A 19,010-nucleotide genomic window follows, 5' to 3' on the forward strand; every position below is an offset into this window, starting at 1 on the left:
ATTGGCAGCGTCCACCAGCGTAGGACCTGGCGAGGGTGCCGACTCTGTGAGGTAAGGCTCAGTTCGGACACCGGACGGACACCCGGTTCTCCACAGGGGGCCCGGAAGGGGTAGTCGCGATCTATCGCGTTTGGGTACGCTGCTGTCGTGGACCTTCAGAAGAGCTCCGACGCGACCCCGGCCCCGGCTGCGCCCCCGGTCGAGCTGCGCGCCTCCGACGCCGACCGCGACCGGATCACCGACATCCTGCGTGACGCCCTCGCCGAGGGCCGCCTCACGCCGGAGGAGCACTCCGAGCGCGTGGAGGGGGTGCTGGCCACCAAGACGGTGGGTGAGCTCGACCGCTTCGTGCGGGACCTGCCCGCCGCGCACACCGGCCGCGCCGCACCCGCGTACGCCTCGGCACCCAACCGCCCCACGGCGGGCGCCATCCCGGTCGACGCCGACGAGAGCGTGGTGGCGGTATTCAGTGCCGCCGTCCGCAAGGGCCGCTGGCGCGCGGGCCGCCGCATCCACGCGTACGCGGTGTTCGGCAGCGTCGACATCGACCTGAGCGAGGCGATCTTCGAGTACCAGCAGGTCGTGATCAAGACGGTCTCCGTGTTCGGCAACATCGAGATCCGCGTCCCGGAGAACGTCTCGCTGCGCGGCAACGGCGGTGGCGTGCTGGGCAACTTCGAGGTGCACACGATGGATTCGGGCGACCCGGACGCCCCCGTGGTGTACGTCGACGGCCTCGCCGTCCTCGGCAACGTGGAGGCGCGGCCCAAGCGCGGCAAGCTCGTCGCGGACATCCTCGACCGGGTCACGGGCCGGCTGAACGACCGGGTCGCCGACCGCGTGGACCGGGGTCTGCGCAAGCACCTGGACCGTTGACGCTCGTGAACGCGCGGGCGGCGCACGGGTAGTTGGTTCAGCGACGGACGATCGATCACGCGGGAGAACGCCCGGGCTTGGGAACGCAGTGCATAGGCGCGCGCACAGCGGGTAGGCCTTGCTGCATCGTCCCTTGGAGGGCGCTGTGGAACCTCCCCCGGTGCCCGGCACGCTCGCGAAGCCGTCGTCAGGAGTAGACCGTGCTGCAACCGCCGCATCAGTCCCTGCAGGTAGCTGCCGTTCCGGCCCAGCGGGCGCCAGTGCGGGACAGGGATCAGGAAGCGCCATGGCACACGGAGGCGGTGTGCCGTCGCGACGAAGCCGGCCTGTTCTTCGCCCCCTCCAAGGAGCCCACCGCGGCCCGCCTCTCCCGTGAGGAGGCCGCCAAGCGCGTCTGCGCCCGCTGTCCGGTGATGGTCGAGTGCCGCGAACACGCGCTCCTGCAACCCGAGCCGTACGGAGTCTGGGGCGGCCTGACCGCCGCCGAGCGCCGGGTCGTGCTCGCCCGGCGCCGCCGCCGCGACGTGGAGCTCCAGAAGACCGCGCGCGGGCCGATAGCCGCGGCCGGCTGACCGTTCGGCCCGGGACGGCCGCGTACGGGAATCCCGTACCGCCTCCCACCGGGACCACGCACGGAAAAGGGGCGCCCCTCCGCACAAGGGGCGCCCCTTCCGCGCCTTCACGGCGCCCGGCCGGTGTCGCCGGCCGGTGGTGCTACTTGGCGCGGTCGAAGTCGATCGCGCTGTACGCACGCAGCTTGCTCAGCCGGTGCTCCGAGGTGATCTGGCGGACCGTCCCGGACTTGGACCGCATCACGATCGACTCGGTCGTCGCGGTCTCGGGGCGGTAGCGCACCCCGCGCAGCAGCTCGCCGTCGGTGATGCCGGTGGCGACGAAGAAGACGTTCTCGCCGGACACCAGGTCGCTCGTGCCGAGGACGCGGTCGAGGTCGTGACCGGCGTCGACCGCCCGCTGCCGCTCCTCGTCGTCCTTGGGCCACAGCTTGCCCTGGATGGTGCCGCCGAGGCACTTGACCGCACAGGCCGAGATGATGCCCTCGGGCGTGCCGCCGATGCCGAGCAGCAGGTCGATGCCGGTGCCCTCGCGCAGCGCCAGGATCGAGCCCGCGACGTCGCCGTCGGAGATCAGCTTGATGCGCGCGCCGGTCTCCCGGATCTCCTTGATGATCCCGTCGTGGCGCGGCCGGTCGAGGATCACGACGGTGACGTCCTCGGGGGTGACGCGCTTGGCCTTCGCGACACGGCGGATGTTGACCGACACCGGCGCGTTGATGTCGACGAAGTCGGCGGCCTCCGGGCCGGTGACCAGCTTGTCCATGTAGAAGACCGCGGACGGGTCGAACATGGTGCCGCGGTCGGCGGCGGCCAGGACGGCGATCGCGTTGGTCATGCCCTTGGCGGTGAGCGTCGTCCCGTCGATCGGGTCGACGGCGATGTCGCACTCGGGGCCGGACCCGTCGCCCACGCGCTCCCCGTTGAAGAGCATCGGGGCCTCGTCCTTCTCCCCTTCACCGATGACGACGACGCCGTTCATCGAGACGGTGGAGACGAGGGTCCGCATGGCGCGCACGGCGGCGCCGTCGGCGCCGTTCTTGTCGCCCCGGCCCACCCAGCGGCCCGCGGCCATTGCGGCGGCCTCGGTGACGCGGACGAGTTCGAGGGCGAGGTTGCGATCGGGGGCTTCCGACGGTACTTCGAGTTCGGACGGCAGATGATGCTCGGTCATCGAGACGCACCTTTCTGATACGACGACGGCCGGATGAGGGTGGTACCCCCGACTCTATCGCCAGGCTGACAAAATGAGCAGGGGGGCCCACGGATGAGCAGGCCTGGGCACCTGCGACGATAGGTGCGTGGCAGGTACGAAAGGCAAGCAGTCGGTCCGGGGCATGATGCTCTCCCTGGGCCTCATCGGGCTCATGGCAGGCGTCATCTACATCTTCATCCCGCATGACGACTCCGCACCCGATCTCAAGCGGGTCGACTACCGGGTCGAGCTGCTGACCGCGCGCCGTGCGGCGAGCTACCCCGTGGCGGCGCCCGACGGGCTGCCGACGGCGTGGAAGCCGACCTCGGTGCGGTACGACGGCAGCGAGTTCGATGTCTGGCACCTCGGCTTCCAGGACCCCGACGGTCAGTACGTGGCGGTCGAGCAGTCCACTCAGCGTGCGCCCGTGTTCATCGACTCGGCCAGTCAGGGCGCGCGGGCGACCAAGGTGACCCAGCGCATCGGCGACCGGACATGGCAGCGCTACGAGGGCGACCACTACGACGCCCTCGTCCTCAAGGGAGACGGCGCCACGACCGTGGTGACCGGCACCGCGTCGTTCGGCGCGCTGACGAAGATGGCGCAGTCCCTCAAGACCTCCTAGCCCTCGCGGACGCCGCACGGCGTCCCGGCCACGCGCGCGTACGCACGAGAAGGGCCCCCGGCGGTGTGCTGGGGGCCCTTCTCGTACGGGTGTTGCCGGGACCGGCCGGCGGCGTCGTCCGTCAGACGGTCGTGATGACCTCGTCGAGGCTCAGACGCGGGGAGCGCGGGAACCAGGCGTCCTCGCCCGGCTTGCCGATGTTGACGACCATCAGCGGGGTGTGGTCGTCGTCCAGGAACTCCTTCTGGATGCCGGCGAAGTCGGCACCGGTCATCGGTCCGGCGGCGAGGCCCGCGGCACGGACGCCGATGATGAAGTACGCGGCCTGGAGGGCGGCGTTCAGCAGGGCGGCGCTCTCACGGGCCGGGCGCTCGGAGAAGAACATGTCCTTGGCGGCGGGGAAGTGCGGCAGCAGGGCCGGCAGCTCCTCGTGGAACTCGTTGTCCGCGGAGAGGACCGCGACCAGCGGGGCGGCGGCGGTCTTCGCCTGGTTGCCCTCGGCGAGGTGCCGCACGAGGCGCTCGCGGGCCTCGGGGGAGCGGACCAGCGTGATGCGCAGCGGCGACTGGTTGAAGGCGGTCGGGCCGAACTTGACCAGGTCGTAGATCGCCTGGACCTGCGCGTCGGTCACCGGCTCGTCGGTGAAGGTGTTCGCGGTGCGGGCCTCGCGGAACAGCAGGTCCTGGGCGGTGGGGTCAAGGACGAGAGACATGAAAGAAACCTTCTCGGTGCGTGCGGTGGATCCGTGGGGGATCTGTTGGCACCACAGACAGTACGGCGAATAGGTTGAAACTTCAACCAAAGGTGGAGCGGGGTGATCCGCTTCACAGCGGGGCGGCGACTGCGGCGCGCCGATGCCGCACAGCGCGGGGCGCGGGATGAACGGCGCGAGGCAGTCGCGGGGTCCGACGGTGGGCCTGGCGCCGCGCGGGGGCGGCGGCAGCGGGTGCCGGACGCGGCGGCGGACTCGGAACAGGGTGGGTGAGGCGCGGCGGCGGACTCGCGACCGGCTGCGTACGGCGCGGCCGCGCACCCACGACCGGGCGGCGGTGCGCGGCGCCACGGCGGGGCGGCTCCTGTTGGGGCCGCCCCGCCGTGGACGATCGCCTGCCTACCGGGAGCCCGCGTCCCCGGGCTCGCCGGCGGCGTCCTCGCCCTCCTGGGACTCCTCCTCGGCCAGGGCCGCGTCCAGCCTGGCCCGCGCGCCCTCCAGCCAGCGCCGGCACACCTTGGCCAGCTCCTCGCCGCGCTCCCAGAGCGCCAGGGACTCCTCCAGGGTCGTGCCGCCCGCCTCCAGGCGGCGTACGACCTCGATCAGCTCGTCCCGTGCCTGCTCGTACCCGAGCGCCTCGTCCACCTTGCTGGTCATGCGCCCACCCTATGCATCGACTCGAACCGTGAATTCACCCTCGGCGACCCGCGCCCGCAGGGTCTCGTCCGCCGTGACCTCCGCCGGGTCGCGGACCACGTGCCCGTCGGCCTTCTGCAGCACCGCGTATCCGCGCCGGAGGGTCGCCGCGGGGGAGAGGGCCACCACGCGCGCGTGCGTGTGCGTCAGCTCCGAGTCCGCCCGGTCCAGGAGATGCCCGAGCGTGCGCCGGCCCCGGTCGAGCAGCGCCGCCACCTGGTCGGCGCGCTCGTCGATCATCCGGTGCGGGTCCTCTATCGAGGGCCTGGCCAGCGTGTGCGCGAGGCCTCGCTCCTCGCGGTCGACGAACGACTGCACGCTGCGGCGCGCCCGGTCCCGCAGGAACCGCACCCGCTCGTACTCCTCGCCCACGTCCGGAACGACCTTCTTGGCGGCGTCGGTCGGGGTGGACGCCCGCAGGTCGGCCACGTGGTCCAGCAGCGGGTTGTCCGGCTCGTGGCCGATGGCCGACACCACCGGCGTACGGCAGGCCGCCACCGCCCGGACGAGCTGCTCGTCGGAGAACGGCAACAGGTCCTCCACACTGCCGCCGCCGCGCGCCACGACGATCACGTCGACGTCGTCGCGCGCGTCCAGGTCCTTCACGGCCTGCACGACCTGCGGCACGGCGTGGACGCCCTGCACGGCGACGTTGCGCACCTCGAAGCGGACGGCGGGCCAGCGGTGCCGCGCGTTCTCCAGGACGTCCCGCTCGGCCGCCGACGCACGCCCGCAGACCAGCCCGATCAGCTGCGGCAGGAACGGCAGCGGCTTCTTGCGGTCGGCCGCGAACAGCCCCTCGGCGGCCAGCGACTTCTTCAGCTGCTCCAGGCGGGCGAGCAGCTCGCCCACGCCGACCGGCTTGATCTCGGTCGCCCGCAGGGACAGCTGCCCCCGCGGCGCGTACCACTCCGGCTTCGCCTGGACCACCACGCGGGCGCCCTCGCTCACCACGTCGGCGACCGCGTCGAACACCTGCCGGTAGCAGGTCACGCTCACCGAGATGTCGAACGACGGGTCGCGCAGCGTCAGGAAGACGACACCCGCGCCGGGGCGCCGCGACAACTGGGTGATCTGCCCCTCGACCCAGACCGCGCCGAGCCGGTCGATCCATCCCCCGATGAGCCGTGACACCTCGCCGACGGGCAGCGGAGCGTCCGCGGACGTGTTGAGAGCCATGCGCCCGAGCGTAGTGGCCCCCACCGACATCCCCGCACCTCCGGCGCCCGCACGGTTCCGCACCTCACGGGCGCCGGGGGGCCGGTCGTGTCCGGTCACTCAAGTGGCCGCGGCGGACCGGGTCGACGGCCCGCAGGCTCAGCCCTCAGCCCGCTCCGTTCCCTGCGTCCGCGTCCCTCTCCCGGCCGGCTCGGCCGTGCTGGGCGAACAGGACCGTCAGACCGACCGCCAGCCAGATCGCGCCCACCACCTGGGCCGTTCCCGAGGCCTCGACGATCACGGCGATGGTGATCACCGCGCCGAGGACGGGGACGACGACATGCCGCCACCAGACGGGCGGCCCGCTCATGCGGCGTACGGCGAACCAGCCCACCACCGACGCGTGCAGCAGCGTGAACGCGGTCAGCGCGCCGACGTCGACCACCGAGACCAGCTTGTCGAGGCCGTCGTCGCGGCGCGCCGCCCACACCGCCGCGACCAGCGTGATCACCGCCGCGCACAGCAGGGCGGTCCGCGGCACCCCGGAGTCGGTCCGGGCCAGCGCCCGCGGCAGCCGCCGGTCACGGGCCATCGCGTAGAGCAGCCGCCCGGCGGCCGCCTGCCCGGCGAGCGCCGCGAAGGCCGCACCGATCGCCTTGCTGACCGCCACCAGGTTGTGCAGCCACGCGCCGACGGAGGCGTCCACGGCGTCGTAGAAGGCCGAACCCTGCTTGCCGGGGTCCGCCGCGAGCTGAGCGGACGACAGCGGCTCCAGCAACGCCACCAGATACGTCTGCGCCACGAACAGCACGCCCGCCAGCGCCAGGCAGAACAGGACCGCCCGGGCCACCTTCTCCGAACCGCCCGTCACCTCCTCCGCGAAACTGGCGATCGCGTCGAAGCCGAGGAACGACAGGACGGCCACCGACACGGCCCCGATGACCGCCGACAGCGCGAACGCGCCCTGCGTGCCGTCACCCGCCAGCGGGGACAGCCAGTCCCGGTGGGCGCCGTCGCGCGAGAGCATCACGACCGCCGACACGACGAAGACGAGAAGCACCACGATCTCCAGCGCGAGCACCAGGAAGCCGACCCGGGCCGCGGTGCGCACCCCCCACAGGTTCAGGAACGTCGTGATCACGACGGCGAGGGCGGTCCACACCCACCGGGAGACCTCCGGCACCAGGGAGTTCATCGCGATGCCGGAGAACAGGTAGGCCACCGCCGGGATCAGCAGATAGTCCAGCATCACCATCCACCCGGCGATGAACCCCGCCTCCTTGCCCAGACCCGCGCGCGCGTAGGCGAACACCGAACCCGCCTGGGGGACCACGCGCACCATCTGCGCGTAGCTGAAAGCGGTGAACGCCATCGCGACCGTCGCGACGACGTAGACCAGCGCGACCGCCCCGTGCGACTTCGCGTCCAGCGTCCCGAAGACGCCGACCGGCGCCATCGGGGCGATGAACAGCAGTCCGTAGACGACCAGGTCGCGGAAGCCGAGGCTGCGCCGCAGTTCGTGCTCCGCGGCTCCGGCGCCGTCGGTGGTCCGCGTGTCGGACATGGTGCCTCCCGAGGGTCGTGCAGGGCCCCACCCCTCCCGGCTTCCCCAGTCTCTCCAAGGAGGCGATCTTTGACCCGCCGGGTGCGGCCTTACGATGGGTCCATGACTGCTTCGACTGGCCGCCGTGTCCTGCTCGCCGCCCCCCGGGGCTACTGCGCGGGCGTGGACCGTGCCGTGATCGCCGTCGAGAAGGCCCTTGAGCAGTACGGGGCCCCGATCTATGTCCGCCACGAGATCGTCCACAACAAGTACGTCGTGCAGACCCTGGAGAAGAAGGGCGCGATCTTCGTCGAGCGCACGGCGGAGGTCCCCGAGGGCTCCATCGTCATGTTCTCGGCGCACGGCGTCGCCCCCGCCGTCCACGACGAGGCCGCCGCCGGCAAACTCGCCACCATCGACGCGACCTGCCCGCTGGTCACCAAGGTCCACAAGGAAGCCGTCCGCTTCGCCGACGACGACTTCGACATCCTCCTCATCGGCCACGAGGGCCACGAGGAGGTCATCGGCACCTCCGGCGAGGCCCCCGACCACATCACCCTCGTCGACGGCCCCGAGGACGTCGCCAAGGTCGAGGTCCGCGACCCCTCCAAGGTCGTCTGGCTCTCCCAGACCACGCTGTCGGTCGACGAGACCATGGAGACGGTGGACGCCCTCAAGGAGAAGTTCCCGCTGCTCATCTCCCCGCCGAGCGACGACATCTGCTACGCCACGCAGAACCGTCAGCTCGCCGTGAAGCAGATGGGCGCCGAGGCCGACCTGGTGATCGTGGTCGGCTCGCGCAACTCCTCCAACTCGGTGCGGCTCGTCGAGGTCGCCAAGCTCGCCGGCGCCCGCGAGGCCTACCTGGTGGACTTCGCCGACGAGATCGACGAGGCGTGGCTGGAGGGCGTGACCACGGTCGGCGTCACCTCGGGCGCCTCCGTCCCGGACGTCCTCGTCGAGCAGGTCCTGGAGCGGCTCACCGGGCACGGCTTCGAGGACGTGGAGATCGTCAAGGCCGCCGAGGAGTCCATCACCTTCTCGCTGCCCAAGGAACTGCGCCGCGACCTGCGCGCCGAGGCGGCCGCCCTGGTGGCGGAGCGCACCGGTGGTACGCCCGGGAAGTGACCGTCAGTCCTACGACGTAACGTAGGGCCATGCAGATCTTCGGTGTGGACATTGGCGGATCCGGGATCAAGGGTGCCCCCGTGGACCTTGACCGCGGAGACCTCGCGGAGGAGCGCTTCAAGGTGCTCACCCCGCATCCGGCGACGCCCGACGCGGTGGCCGACGGGGTCAAGGACGTCATCGACCACTTCGGCTGGTCGGGGCCGGTGGGCATCACGTTCCCGGGCGTGGTCACCGGCGGCTCCACGATCCGTACGGCCGCCAATGTCGACAAGTCCTGGATCGACACCGACGCGGGCGCCCTGCTCGGCGAGCGGATCGGCGGCCTGCCGGTGACCGTGCTGAACGACGCGGACGCGGCGGGCGTCGCCGAGATGCAGTTCGGCGCCGGCAAGGACCGCAGCGGCACGGTCATCCTGCTCACCTTCGGCACCGGTATCGGCAGCGCCCTGTTCATCGACGGCGAGCTGGTCCCGAACACCGAGTTGGGCCACCTGGAGCTGAACGGCCACGACGCCGAGAAGCGGGCCTCCACCAAGGCCAAGGACGACAACGAACTGACCTGGGAGCACTGGGCGCGCCGCGTGACCAAGTACCTGGCGCACGTCGAGATGCTGTTCTCCCCGGAGCTGTTCATCATCGGCGGCGGCGTGAGCCGCAAGGCCGACAAGTTCCTGCCGCTGATCGAGGGCATCACCGCGGAGATCGTCCCGGCGCAGCTCCAGAACAACGCGGGGATCGTGGGCGCCGCCATGCGGGCCGCGAAGCTCGCGCAGTAACTCAGCGGGCCTGTCGGCCGACCTGCGGTCCGCTTGCCGGAGCCGTCTGCCCCGCCTGCGCCGCCTGTGCCCTGCGCCGGGCGGCGCGGCGGGCCATGAGGCGGATCCGGCGGACGATCACGACGAGGCCCGCGATCAGCGTGCCGCCGTACAGCCAGCCGGCCTGGAGGGCGAGCGCGGTGACCAGGCTCATGAAGCGGCCGCTGATCCCGCCGTCGCTCTCCCCTGCCAGGGGCAGCAGCCCGAACGTGAAGGCGATCGGCACGACCACGGGGGCGGTCACCAGGTCGCCGGGCCGCACCCACAGCGCGGTCAGCACGCACACCGGCAGGAACAGCACCCCGTAGACCGTCTGGGACCCTCCGAGGAGGAGCTGGTCCAGGCAGGCGAGGGCGAACATCGCGGCACCGCAGAACAGTCCGCTGCCGAGCCCGGTGAGCCGGGGGTTCGGCAGCCGCCGTGCCGTCCGCGCACCCGCCGCCGCGGGCCTCCGCACCGCCGGGGCGCTCCGCCGGACACCGTCGGCCGTGGCCCTCCCGGCCTGCGCCGGAACGGGCGTGCCGCGTCGCGGCCTGTACTGAGGGGGACGCGTCCTGTGTTGCTCCACCGGACCAACTTAGGTCGTTTTATGTGTGGAACCGTTCTTCGGACACGCCGGAGAGTGGCCGAAGGCGAGGCCATGGAAAGACCTTGGCCATGCGTTCGATACCTCGCCGGGAGGCGCCGGGGCACGCCGTAGACTGGTGGATCGGCCCGCGCTCTCCGAGGGCCCTTCGCCCATCCTCTCGTACGGGAAGTCGCAACGTGTCGCTCACGATCGGAATCGTCGGTCTGCCCAATGTCGGCAAATCGACCCTGTTCAACGCCCTGACCAAGAACGACGTGCTCGCGGCCAACTACCCGTTCGCCACGATCGAGCCGAACGTCGGCGTGGTCGGCGTCCCCGACCCCCGACTGACAAAGTTGGCCGAGATCTTCTCCTCGCAGCGGGTCCTTCCGGCGACCGTCGACTTCGTCGACATCGCCGGCATCGTGCGCGGCGCCAGCGAGGGTGAGGGCCTGGGCAACAAGTTCCTCGCGAACATCCGCGAGTCGGACGCGATCTGCCAGGTCATCCGTGCCTTCAAGGACGAGAACGTCGTGCACGTCGACGGCAAGGTCTCGCCCAAGGACGACATCGAGACGATCAACACCGAGCTGATCCTCGCCGACCTCCAGACGATCGAGAAGGTCCTGCCGCGCCTCCAGAAGGAGTCGCGCATCAAGAAGGACGTCGGGCCCAAGGTCGCGGCGATCGAGGCGGCCCAGGAGATCCTGGAGAAGGGCGACACCCTCTTCTCCGCGGGCATCGTCCAGGGTTCCGGCAAGGAGGAGCTGCTGCACGACCTGCATCTGCTCACCACCAAGCCGTTCCTGTACGTCTTCAACGTGGACGAGGACGAGCTGGTCGACGAGGACTTCAAGGCCGCGCAGCGCGCCCTGGTCGCCCCCGGCGAGGCGATCTTCCTCAACGCCAAGCTGGAGCAGGACCTCGCCGAGCTCGACGAGGAGGACGCCATGGAGCTCCTGGAGTCGGTGGGCGCCGAGGAGCCCGGCCTCGCCACGCTGGCCCGCGTCGGCTTCAACACCCTCGGCCTGCAGACCTACCTGACGGCCGGTCCCAAGGAATCCCGCGCCTGGACCATCAAGAAGGGCGCCACCGCCCCCGAGGCCGCCGGAGTCATCCACACCGACTTCCAGAAGGGCTTCATCAAGGCCGAGGTCATCTCCTTCGCCGACCTGGTCGAAATGGGCTCGGTCGCCGAGGCCCGCTCCAAGGGCAAGGCCCGCATGGAGGGCAAGGAGTATGTGATGCAGGACGGCGATGTGGTGGAGTTCCGCTTCAACGTGTAGCCGCTTCGTCGCCACCTGTTGGATAAATCGTCAAACGCGCAGGTCGGAAAGGGTCCACTCCTCCGGAGGTGGGCCCTCACCCGTTTCCCGTGCCGGCTCGGTGCTGGGTGGCTGATCGCGCGTCAGTCGTTTCTTCTCCTGGCTGATGCCAGGAGTAGTACGTTATTGCGTACCACTTGATGGGAGGATCAGGGCATGTCCATAACCGCGAGTGAAGCCCGCAAGGAACTGTTTCCGCTGATCAAGAAGGTCAACGAGAACCACGAGGCCATCGAGATCGTCTCGAAGCACGGCAACGCCGTGCTTGTCTCGGCCGATGACTATGCGGCGCTGCGCGAGGGCTCGTACCTGCTGCGCTCGCCGGCGAACGCCCGGCGGCTGCTCAAGGCGTACGAGAATGCCCTGTCCCATGTCAACGTGTCCGAGCGTGAGCTGATCGATCCGGATCCGTCAGACGCTGGAGCGGGTGCTGTGTGAGGCTCGTCCTTGAGGATCAGGGCTGGGAGGACTACACGTCCTGGCTCAAGAACGACCGCAAGATGCTCGCTCGGATCAACAAGCTCATCGAAGACGTCAGGTGTGATCCCTACTCGGGAATCGGCAAGCCTGAGCCGCTGAAGTACCACTTGCCGGGGGCGTGGTCGCGACGGATCGACGACGAACATCGCCTGGTCTACCTGGTGACGGACAAGGAGGTCGTCATCCTCGCAGCCAGGTACCACTACTGATCGCTGCGGTGGGAGGACCCCTCGTCACGGTCGCGGGTGCTGGGCGCTCTGGACGAACGGCCGCCGTGCTGGATCGGTGGCCGGCCGCGACCCTCTCGAAGCCTGTTTCCGCAGGTCGCACTCTTACTGCATGTTCGCCCAACCTGTGAGCGGATTCGGTGACGGGCGCTGCGTGATGCGTCCGGCGTGCCGGTGAGTGTGAAGGGGTCGGCCTCCGCCGACCCCTTGCCTGTCAGGGGCGCGCCGCGGACCCGCCGCGACCGGGGCGGCCTGCCGTCCGGCGGATGGATCAACTCGGGCACGGAGCCCCGGTTCGCGTACCGGCGCCGGGCGCGGCGGAGACAGGTGCCGGCGGCGGGACGTCACCGGGCGGTGCGGTCTCCCACCTGCGTGGCCATGGGTCCGGCGAGGCGTCCGTCGGGGTCCGCGGGCGCCTCGCCGTCCGCGGGGGCGTCCGTCGCGTTCGGCCGCGTAGGAGGCTGTTCCTTCTTCGGGCCCCGCGTCACCACGTAGAGGAACAGGGCGGCCATGACCGCGACGCCCGCCCACATGGCCTGTTGCCAGCCGTCGACGAAGGACTGCTGTGCGGCGTGCGCGAGGGCCGGGCCGTCCGGGCCGGCGCCGTCGGCGGCCCGGACGGCGGTGGCGACGCCCTCGCGGGCCGCGTCGGCCGCGTCGTCGGGGAAGCCGCCGAGCCGGTCCTGGACGGCGTCGCGGTAGCCGGCCGACAGCAGGGCCCCGAGCAGGGCGACGCCGAGCGCGGTGCCGAACTCGCGGGTGACGTCGTTGAGTGCCGAGGCCACGCCCTGCCGGCCGCTGGGGAGCGCGCCCGTGATCACCTCGGTGGACGGCGTCATCGACAGGCCCATGCCGGTGCCCATGGCGAGCATGCCGGGCAGGACGGAGAGGTAGCCGCCGTCGACGGAGACCATGACCGCCATGAGGGCGAGGCCGCCGCCCGCCAGGGCGACACCCACGGCCATGGTCGAACGGGCCCCGACCCGCGTGGCCAGCCGGGGCGCGAGACCCGAGGCCGCCATCATCAGGACCGCCATCGGCATCAGCGCGAGCGTCGACAACAGGCCCGACCAGCCCAACACGCTCTGCAGGAACGGGAAGAGGACCAGGAAGATCCCGGCCTGCACGCCGAAGACCACCAGCAAGGTGATCGAGCCGCCGGCCAGGCCACGCTCGCGGAAGAGACGCACGTCCAGCAGCGCGGCGTCCCGGCGGCGCAGTTCCCACGTCACGAACGCGGCGGCGGAGACGAGGCCCACGACCAGGGCGGTCAGCGTGGCGGGGGTGGTCCAGCCCCGCTCCGGGCCTTCCTGAAGCGTGAAGATGAGCCCGACCACGGCCACGACCGAGGTGAGCGCGCCGACCGTGTCGAAGGAACGCGCGGCGCCTTCACGGGAGTTGGGGACCGACCGTACGGCCATGACGAGCGCCACGACGACGAGCGCGACCGGCAGGACGAACAGCCACCGCCAGCTCGCCACGTCCACGAGCGCGGCCGAGAGGAACATGCCGAGGATGCCGCCGCCCCCGGCGACACCGGTCCACACGCCGATCGCCCTGCCGCGCTCCTCCTCCGGGAACGTGGAGGTGATCACGGCGAGGGTGATGGGCATGATCATCGCCGCGCCCACGCCGCTGAGCAGGCGTGCGGCGAGCATGACCCCCGCCGACGGGGCCAGGCCCGCGACCGCGCTCGCGATCCCGAAGACCGCCAGACCGGTGATCAGCATGGGCTTGCGGCCCAGCCGGTCGCCGATCGCGCCGAGCGGCAGCAGCAGCGCGGCCAGGGTCAGCGTGTAGATGTTGATGATCCACAGGATCGTCGTCTGCGAGGCGCCGAACGCGACGGCCAGGTCGGACTGGGCGACGTTCAGGCCGGACACGGAGGCGATGACGGCCATCAGGGCCACGCAGACGGTGACCAGGATCGTACGAAGGCGGCGCGCGTCCGGAGCGGATGGGGCGCTCGCGCCCGTGGGAGCGCGACCGGGGATCGTGGCCTTCGTGGTGGCGCGGCCGGGCCGGGTGCCGTCCTCTCCGGCGGCTGCCGTGCCCGGCCGAGCGGGCTGATGCGGCCTCATGCCCTTCTCGTTCTGCATAGGTGCCTCGGGTTCCTCTTGAAACGGGGAATGGGGGAGTGCGGGCGCGGGGGCTGACGTGGGCGGGCGGGCCCGGCGCCGCGGGGCCGGCGGACGTTCAGGGGATCCGTCGGCGACGCTAACCGGCCTTTGCATCACAGGCATACGATGTTGCGTATGACGCAAAATGATGGCGAGCTGGACAGCCTCGTGCGCAAGCGGATCCGGGCTCTGCGGGTGGCGCAGGGCTGGTCGCTGGAGGAGCTGGCCTCACGGGCCCGGCTCAGTCAGTCCACGCTCAGCCGTATCGAGAACGGTCAGCGGCGCCTGGCGCTGGACAGCCTGGTCACGCTCGCCCGCGCGCTCGACACCACCTTGGACCAACTGGTCGAGACGGCCTCCGACGACGTGGTCGTCAGCCCGATGATCGACGCTGCCCACAGCCTGATGCGCTGGCCCGTCAAGGGTGACCCCGGCATGAGCGTCGTCCGGCAGCGCATGACCGAGCCGCCGCCGGACAACCCCGCCCGCATGCGTGCGCATCCCGGGCGGGAATGGCTCGTCGTGCTGTCCGGCACGGCGATCCTGATGCTGGGCCACCGGCGCTTGCGCGTCGAGACCAACCAGGCCGCGGAGTTCCCCACGATGCTGCCCCACGCCATCGGGGCCGAGGGTGGCCCCTGCGAGATCCTCGGGATCTTCGACCGTGACGCCCGCCGCGGCCACCAGCGTTCCGACGTCGACGACAGCCCCGGTGACAGCTCCCGCACCTGAGGCGGAGCGCGCTTTCCGGTCCCTTGCGCGTGCGGCCTTCGGATCGGCCATCTTGTTGCGGAAACGGCAAGGGTTCGTGCCATGTGCGCATGACCTCTCTAGCGTGGGGGCATGGCTCACGCACACCCGCACCCCCACCCGTCCGGACAAGACGGCCCCGGCAGCCCCGACGGTCATCGCCCCCACGGCGGTCACTCCCACGCCCACTCCGACGACTCCGCCGAGGGGCAGGCGGAGATCCTCGACCTCGACGCCGAAGTCCTCGCCGAGCACCTCGCCGCCGTCACGCGCTGGCTGCCGACCGCGACGCCCCCGCGCCGGATCGTGGATCTGGGCTGCGGGACGGGGGCGGGCACCTTCGCCCTCCTCGACCGGTTCCCCGAGGCGGACGTGACCGCCGTCGACTCCTCCGCCGCCCACCTCCAGCGCCTGCGGGACAAGGCGATCGCCCGGGGAGTGGACGAGCGGGTCCGCACCGTGCAGGCCGACCTCGACGACGCCGTCTGGCCCGACCTCGGCGCGCCGGACCTGGTGTGGGCGTCGGCCTCCATGCACCACATGGCCGACCCGGACCGGGCGTTGCGCGCGGTCCACGACGCCCTGCCGCCCGGCGCGCTGTTCGCGGTCCTGGAACTGGCCGGCTTCCCCCGCTTCCTGCCCGAGAACGCCCCCGAGGAGCGGCCCGGCCTGGAGGAACGCTGCCACGCCGCGAGCGAGCGGTACCACGTCGAGCACGTACCCCACCGTGGCGCCGACTGGGGTCCGAAGCTCGCCGCCGCCGGATTCGCCGTCGAAGCCGAACGCGCCCTCACCGTGAACATCGACGGCTCCCGTGACGCGGCGGTCGGCGCCTACGCCCTGGGGAGTCTGCGGCGCCTGCGCGGCACGGTCGCGGACGGGCTGGCGGCCGAGGACCTCGCCGCGCTGGACCGGCTGCTCGACACCGACGGCCCGAACGGCATCCTGCGCCGCGACGACCTGGAGGTGCGCACCGAACGCACCGTCTGGGCCGCACGTCGAGGAGCCTGAACCCCGCGCGGCCGTACGGCGGGAATCAGGCGGCGGACGTCCAGTCGGTGGGGTCGGCGGTGCTGGTGTCCCGCTCGCGCCGCGACTGCCGCTTCTCGCCGGCCCGCGCGAGCGCCCACGCGACGCCGGTGAGGGGCAGGGCCGCCCACAGTGCCCAGAGCGCCGTGCGACGGGTGTGCACGCCGAGGACGGTGAAGGCGGCCGTGGACGCCATGGCGAGGGCGAGGTGCAGGCACAGGAGGCGGCCGAGGCGACGGGCGATCGTGGAGGCGAAAGAGGCGCTCACCGTGAACTCCTCGCAGTCGGGCCGACCGTGGAGGCGGTCGCGCGGGTGGTGCCGGACAGGAGTGGGGGGACGTCGTACGAGTGGTGATGCGTGGGGGTGCGATCAGGATGCCCCTGCCACCCGCGGAGACGTCTGCATGATGCAGCCATTCCTGAAATGTGCCCGAAACGGGGCGAGTTGACACCCGAACCGGAACGGACCAGGACGGAACCGGATCTTCCGCCGGTTCGGACCTGGCGAGAAAGAGACGACCACGGCAGAAGACGCCCCCGACCGTCCGACCGTTGCCACCTTCCCGTCAGCTCCGGGTCGGTCGGGTGTGGTGCTACGGCGAGGAGATCGGGGCCGGGCGCCGGTGCCGGTGTTCCGGCTCGGGCGGCGGGCAGACGGAGGGCACGGCTTCGACCGTCCCACCGCTGTGGGCGGGTCGGCGGGGCACGGTGGCTCGGCCGGGTCCGGTGTCAGCGGTGCGTGGAAGGATGCGCGCATCGGGCGGCACGTGAGGGGTGTCATGGCGGGTACGGAGGCGGTGAACGGCCGGGGTGCCGACGGGCAGGTGCCCGTCGCGCAGCCGCCCGTCGGGCGGCAGGCGCGGGTTCTGCTCGCTGAGGCCGCGCGGCTGCACGAGGCCGCGCGCGCCGTGCTCGCCGACCACACCCGCGCCGTCGAAGCGGTCCGTGCCGCCCTCACCCCGCTCAGGGACGAACTCGTCGCCCGGGAGCTGGAGTCCATCCCCGTCTCCCGGCTGAAGGACGTCACCGAGGGCCGGCTGCGGCTCGCGGCCGTCGAGGCGGCCGGACTCGCCTCGGTGCGCGCCGTGTACGAGGCGAGCCGCTACGACCTGCGGCAGATCCCGGGCGTCGGCGCCCAGACCGCCGACCAGGCGCTCGCCGCAGCCCGGCAGATCGCCCGCGCCGTCGAGGAGACCGTCTCCGTACGGATCGACGTGGACCACCCCGAGCCCAGGACCACCGCCCTCGTCGTCGCGCTGCGCCGGCTCGTCGAGGCCGGGCCCGAACTGCGGCGGGCCGTGGACGCCTCCCGGCGGCTCGACGAGCGGATCGCCGCCCTGCTCCCCGAAGCGGCCCCCGCCGCCGGCTGGCTGCGGCTCGCGGTCACCGGAAGGCGCCGCCGGCAGAGCGCGTTCGCCGCGATCGTCGCCCTGCGCGACCTCACGGCCGACGCCGCCGCCCGAGACGTACGCCTGCTGCTCGCGCAGGCCTCCACCGACCTGCTGCGCGAACCGGCCTCCGAGATCGAGGCGTGGGTCGACTTCGAGCTGCGCTCCCCGGAGTACTACAGCCAGCTCGCCGAGATCGCCGACCACCCCGCGGGCGCCGCGGATGTCGAGGCGGCCGAGGGGTTCCTGCCGTCCGAGGTCGCCGAGCGCGTGCACGCACAGCGCCTGGACGACACCCACCGCAGGGTCTCGCTGCGCGGCTACCAGTCCTTCGGCGCCCGGTTCGCCCTCGCCCAGCGTCGCGTCGTGCTCGGCGACGAGATGGGCCTCGGCAAGACCGTCCAGGCCATCGCCGCGCTCGCCCACCTCGCCGCCGACGGGCACACCCACTTCCTCGTCGTGTGCCCGGCCAGCGTCCTGATCAACTGGACCCGGGAGATCGGCACCCGCAGCACCCTGCGCGCCTTTCCCGTTCACGGAGCCCACCGGCAGGACGCGTACACCGAGTGGCGCGAGCGCGGGGGCGTCGCGATCACCACGTACGACGTGCTGCGCACCCTGCCCGTACCGGACGGCACCGGGCCCGCGGCCGTCGGCGGGGCACCGCCCGGCATGCTCGTCGTCGACGAGGCCCACTACGTGAAGAACCCGGACGCCCGCCGCACCAAGGCGGTCGCGGCCTGGACCGCGCGCTGCGACCGGGTGCTCTTCCTCACCGGTACGCCGATGGAGAACCGCGTCGAGGAGTTCCGCAGCCTCGTCCGCCACCTGCGCCCCGACCTGCTCCCCGCGATCCACAACAGCAGTGCGGCCGCGGGCCCGCACGCCTTCCGTACGGCCGTCGCCCCCGCCTACCTGCGGCGCAACCAGCGTGATGTGCTGACCGAACTGCCCGCGCTCGTCCAGGTCGACGAGTGGGAGGAGTTCGGCCGGGCCGACCGGAAGGCCTACCGCAGAGCCGTCGCGGCGGGGAACTTCATGGCGATGCGCCGGGCCGCCTACGCCGACCCCGAGAAGTCCGCGAAGCTCCAGCGGCTGCGCGAACTGACCGCGGAAGCCGCCGCGAACGATCTCAAGGTGGTGGTGTTCTCGTACTTCCGTGACGTGCTCGCCACCGTCCAGCAGGCGCTGCGGCCCTTGGACCGGGAGACGCCGGGGAGAAGGCTGTTCGGGCCGATATCGGGGAGCGTGCCCGCGGCCGACCGGCAGCGCCTGGTCGACGCGTTCACCGAGGCGGACGGGCACGCCGTACTGCTCTGCCAGATCGAGGCCGGCGGCATCGGCCTCAACCTGCAGGCGGCCTCCGTGGTCATCCTGTGCGAACCACAGGTCAAGCCGACCCTGGAGCACCAGGCCGTGGCCCGCGCCCACCGCATGGGGCAGGTCCGTCCCGTCCAGGTCCACCGGCTGCTCGTCGCGGACAGCGTGGACGACCGGCTGTTGGGCATCCTGCGGAACAAGGCCCTGCTCTTCGACGCCTACGCCCGCCGCAGCGACATGGCGGAGGCGACCCCGGACGCCGTCGACGTCTCGGACAGCGGGCTGGCCCGCCGGATCGTCGAGGAGGAGCAGCTGAGACTCGCGACCGAGGCCGAACCCGAGGCCGAAGTCGAACCCGAACCCGGGGCCGAAGGAGAAGCCGAGGGCTGAACCCGGGGCCCAAGCGGGCTCTGCACTCACCGGGGCCCCCGCCTTCACCGCCGGGCCGCCACCCCCGCCTGCGCGCCCCGCCCTCACCCC

Annotated in this window: 19 protein-coding genes; 11 read left to right on the top strand and 8 right to left on the bottom strand. The window is 71.8% G+C overall.

The window, feature by feature from the left end; all coding sequences use genetic code 11:
• Positions 1-147: 147 nt before the first annotated feature.
• Both ACIRQH_RS28565 and ACIRQH_RS28570 read left to right on the top strand, forming a co-directional pair.
• Positions 148-876, top strand: coding sequence for a DUF1707 domain-containing protein (locus ACIRQH_RS28565; RefSeq protein ID WP_358822332.1), 729 nt, complete (start codon positions 148-150; stop codon positions 874-876).
• Between the two features lie 200 nt (positions 877-1,076).
• On the top strand, positions 1,077-1,448 hold the full coding sequence (locus ACIRQH_RS28570; protein WP_355865249.1) for a WhiB family transcriptional regulator: 372 nt from the start codon (positions 1,077-1,079) through the stop codon (positions 1,446-1,448).
• Positions 1,449-1,590: 142 nt separating this feature from the next.
• Here the strand turns inward: ACIRQH_RS28570 and glpX are convergent, their stop codons facing one another.
• Positions 1,591-2,622 (bottom strand): class II fructose-bisphosphatase, encoded by a 1,032-nt coding sequence (glpX, locus tag ACIRQH_RS28575; RefSeq protein WP_355865246.1) that lies wholly within the window; start codon positions 2,620-2,622, stop codon positions 1,591-1,593.
• Between the two features lie 127 nt (positions 2,623-2,749).
• On the opposite strand from glpX, the gene ACIRQH_RS28580 reads away from it, so the two are divergent.
• Positions 2,750-3,268 carry a DUF4245 domain-containing protein gene (locus tag ACIRQH_RS28580; protein WP_358822333.1) on the top strand — a complete coding sequence of 173 codons (519 nt, stop codon included), beginning with the start codon at positions 2,750-2,752 and terminating at the stop codon, positions 3,266-3,268.
• Between the two features lie 121 nt (positions 3,269-3,389).
• Here ACIRQH_RS28580 and ACIRQH_RS28585 read toward each other — a convergent pair whose 3' ends face one another.
• The 4 genes from ACIRQH_RS28585 to ACIRQH_RS28600 form a co-directional block, all read right to left on the bottom strand.
• A complete protein-coding gene (locus tag ACIRQH_RS28585; protein ID WP_358822334.1) occupies positions 3,390-3,980 on the bottom strand; it encodes a malonic semialdehyde reductase in 591 nt (196 codons plus the stop codon).
• Positions 3,981-4,379: 399 nt separating this feature from the next.
• Entirely contained in the window at positions 4,380-4,637 is a 258-nt protein-coding gene (locus ACIRQH_RS28590; protein ID WP_388929652.1) for an exodeoxyribonuclease VII small subunit, read from the bottom strand.
• A gap of 9 nt (positions 4,638-4,646) precedes the next feature.
• Positions 4,647-5,855 (bottom strand): exodeoxyribonuclease VII large subunit, encoded by a 1,209-nt coding sequence (xseA, locus tag ACIRQH_RS28595; protein WP_358822063.1) that lies wholly within the window; start codon positions 5,853-5,855, stop codon positions 4,647-4,649.
• A 145-nt stretch (positions 5,856-6,000) separates the two neighbouring features.
• Positions 6,001-7,398, bottom strand: coding sequence for an APC family permease (locus ACIRQH_RS28600; RefSeq protein WP_358822064.1), 1,398 nt, complete (start codon positions 7,396-7,398; stop codon positions 6,001-6,003).
• Between the two features lie 102 nt (positions 7,399-7,500).
• Between ACIRQH_RS28600 and ACIRQH_RS28605 the strand changes: the two genes are divergently transcribed.
• Together ACIRQH_RS28605 and ppgK are read left to right on the top strand one after the other, a co-directional pair.
• A complete protein-coding gene (locus tag ACIRQH_RS28605; RefSeq protein ID WP_358822065.1) occupies positions 7,501-8,505 on the top strand; it encodes a 4-hydroxy-3-methylbut-2-enyl diphosphate reductase in 1,005 nt (334 codons plus the stop codon).
• A gap of 29 nt (positions 8,506-8,534) precedes the next feature.
• Complete coding sequence (gene ppgK / locus ACIRQH_RS28610; RefSeq protein WP_358822066.1) at positions 8,535-9,284, top strand: polyphosphate--glucose phosphotransferase; 750 nt, start codon at positions 8,535-8,537, stop codon at positions 9,282-9,284.
• Between the two features lies 1 nt (position 9,285).
• On the opposite strand, the gene ACIRQH_RS28615 is transcribed toward ppgK, so the two are convergent.
• Positions 9,286-9,891: a DUF6542 domain-containing protein gene (locus ACIRQH_RS28615; protein ID WP_404227482.1), complete on the bottom strand. Its 606-nt coding sequence runs from the start codon at positions 9,889-9,891 to the stop codon at positions 9,286-9,288.
• Between the two features lie 197 nt (positions 9,892-10,088).
• Between ACIRQH_RS28615 and ychF the strand changes: the two genes are divergently transcribed.
• The 3 genes from ychF to ACIRQH_RS28630 all read left to right on the top strand — a co-directional run bounded on the left by ychF (position 10,089) and on the right by ACIRQH_RS28630 (position 11,905).
• Complete coding sequence (gene ychF / locus ACIRQH_RS28620) at positions 10,089-11,177, top strand: redox-regulated ATPase YchF (protein ID WP_358822068.1); 1,089 nt, start codon at positions 10,089-10,091, stop codon at positions 11,175-11,177.
• A gap of 195 nt (positions 11,178-11,372) precedes the next feature.
• Positions 11,373-11,654 carry a type II toxin-antitoxin system Phd/YefM family antitoxin gene (locus tag ACIRQH_RS28625; RefSeq protein ID WP_388867049.1) on the top strand — a complete coding sequence of 94 codons (282 nt, stop codon included), beginning with the start codon at positions 11,373-11,375 and terminating at the stop codon, positions 11,652-11,654.
• On the top strand, positions 11,651-11,905 hold the full coding sequence (locus ACIRQH_RS28630) for a Txe/YoeB family addiction module toxin (protein ID WP_388867046.1): 255 nt from the start codon (positions 11,651-11,653) through the stop codon (positions 11,903-11,905). The genes ACIRQH_RS28625 and ACIRQH_RS28630 overlap by 4 nt, the downstream gene beginning before the upstream one ends.
• Positions 11,906-12,267: 362 nt before the next feature.
• On the opposite strand, the gene ACIRQH_RS28635 is transcribed toward ACIRQH_RS28630, so the two are convergent.
• On the bottom strand, positions 12,268-13,824 hold the full coding sequence (locus tag ACIRQH_RS28635; RefSeq protein ID WP_404227593.1) for an MFS transporter: 1,557 nt from the start codon (positions 13,822-13,824) through the stop codon (positions 12,268-12,270).
• Positions 13,825-14,169: 345 nt separating this feature from the next.
• On the opposite strand from ACIRQH_RS28635, the gene ACIRQH_RS28640 reads away from it, so the two are divergent.
• Together ACIRQH_RS28640 and ACIRQH_RS28645 are read left to right on the top strand one after the other, a co-directional pair.
• Positions 14,170-14,775, top strand: coding sequence for a helix-turn-helix domain-containing protein (locus ACIRQH_RS28640; RefSeq protein ID WP_388929653.1), 606 nt, complete (start codon positions 14,170-14,172; stop codon positions 14,773-14,775).
• Between the two features lie 111 nt (positions 14,776-14,886).
• Entirely contained in the window at positions 14,887-15,804 is a 918-nt protein-coding gene (locus ACIRQH_RS28645; RefSeq protein ID WP_404227487.1) for a class I SAM-dependent methyltransferase, read from the top strand.
• 25 nt (positions 15,805-15,829) lie between these two features.
• Here the strand turns inward: ACIRQH_RS28645 and ACIRQH_RS28650 are convergent, their stop codons facing one another.
• A complete protein-coding gene (locus ACIRQH_RS28650; RefSeq protein WP_358822071.1) occupies positions 15,830-16,090 on the bottom strand; it encodes a hypothetical protein in 261 nt (86 codons plus the stop codon).
• Positions 16,091-16,601: 511 nt separating this feature from the next.
• Here ACIRQH_RS28650 and ACIRQH_RS28655 point away from each other — a divergent pair.
• Positions 16,602-18,920, top strand: a complete 2,319-nt coding sequence (locus tag ACIRQH_RS28655; RefSeq protein WP_388867035.1) for a DEAD/DEAH box helicase — start codon at positions 16,602-16,604, stop codon at positions 18,918-18,920.
• The last annotated feature ends 90 nt before the right edge of the window (positions 18,921-19,010 follow it).

It is taken from the genome of Streptomyces sp. NPDC102279 (assembly GCF_044766365.1).
Classification (GTDB): Bacteria; Actinomycetota; Actinomycetes; order Streptomycetales; family Streptomycetaceae; genus Streptomyces.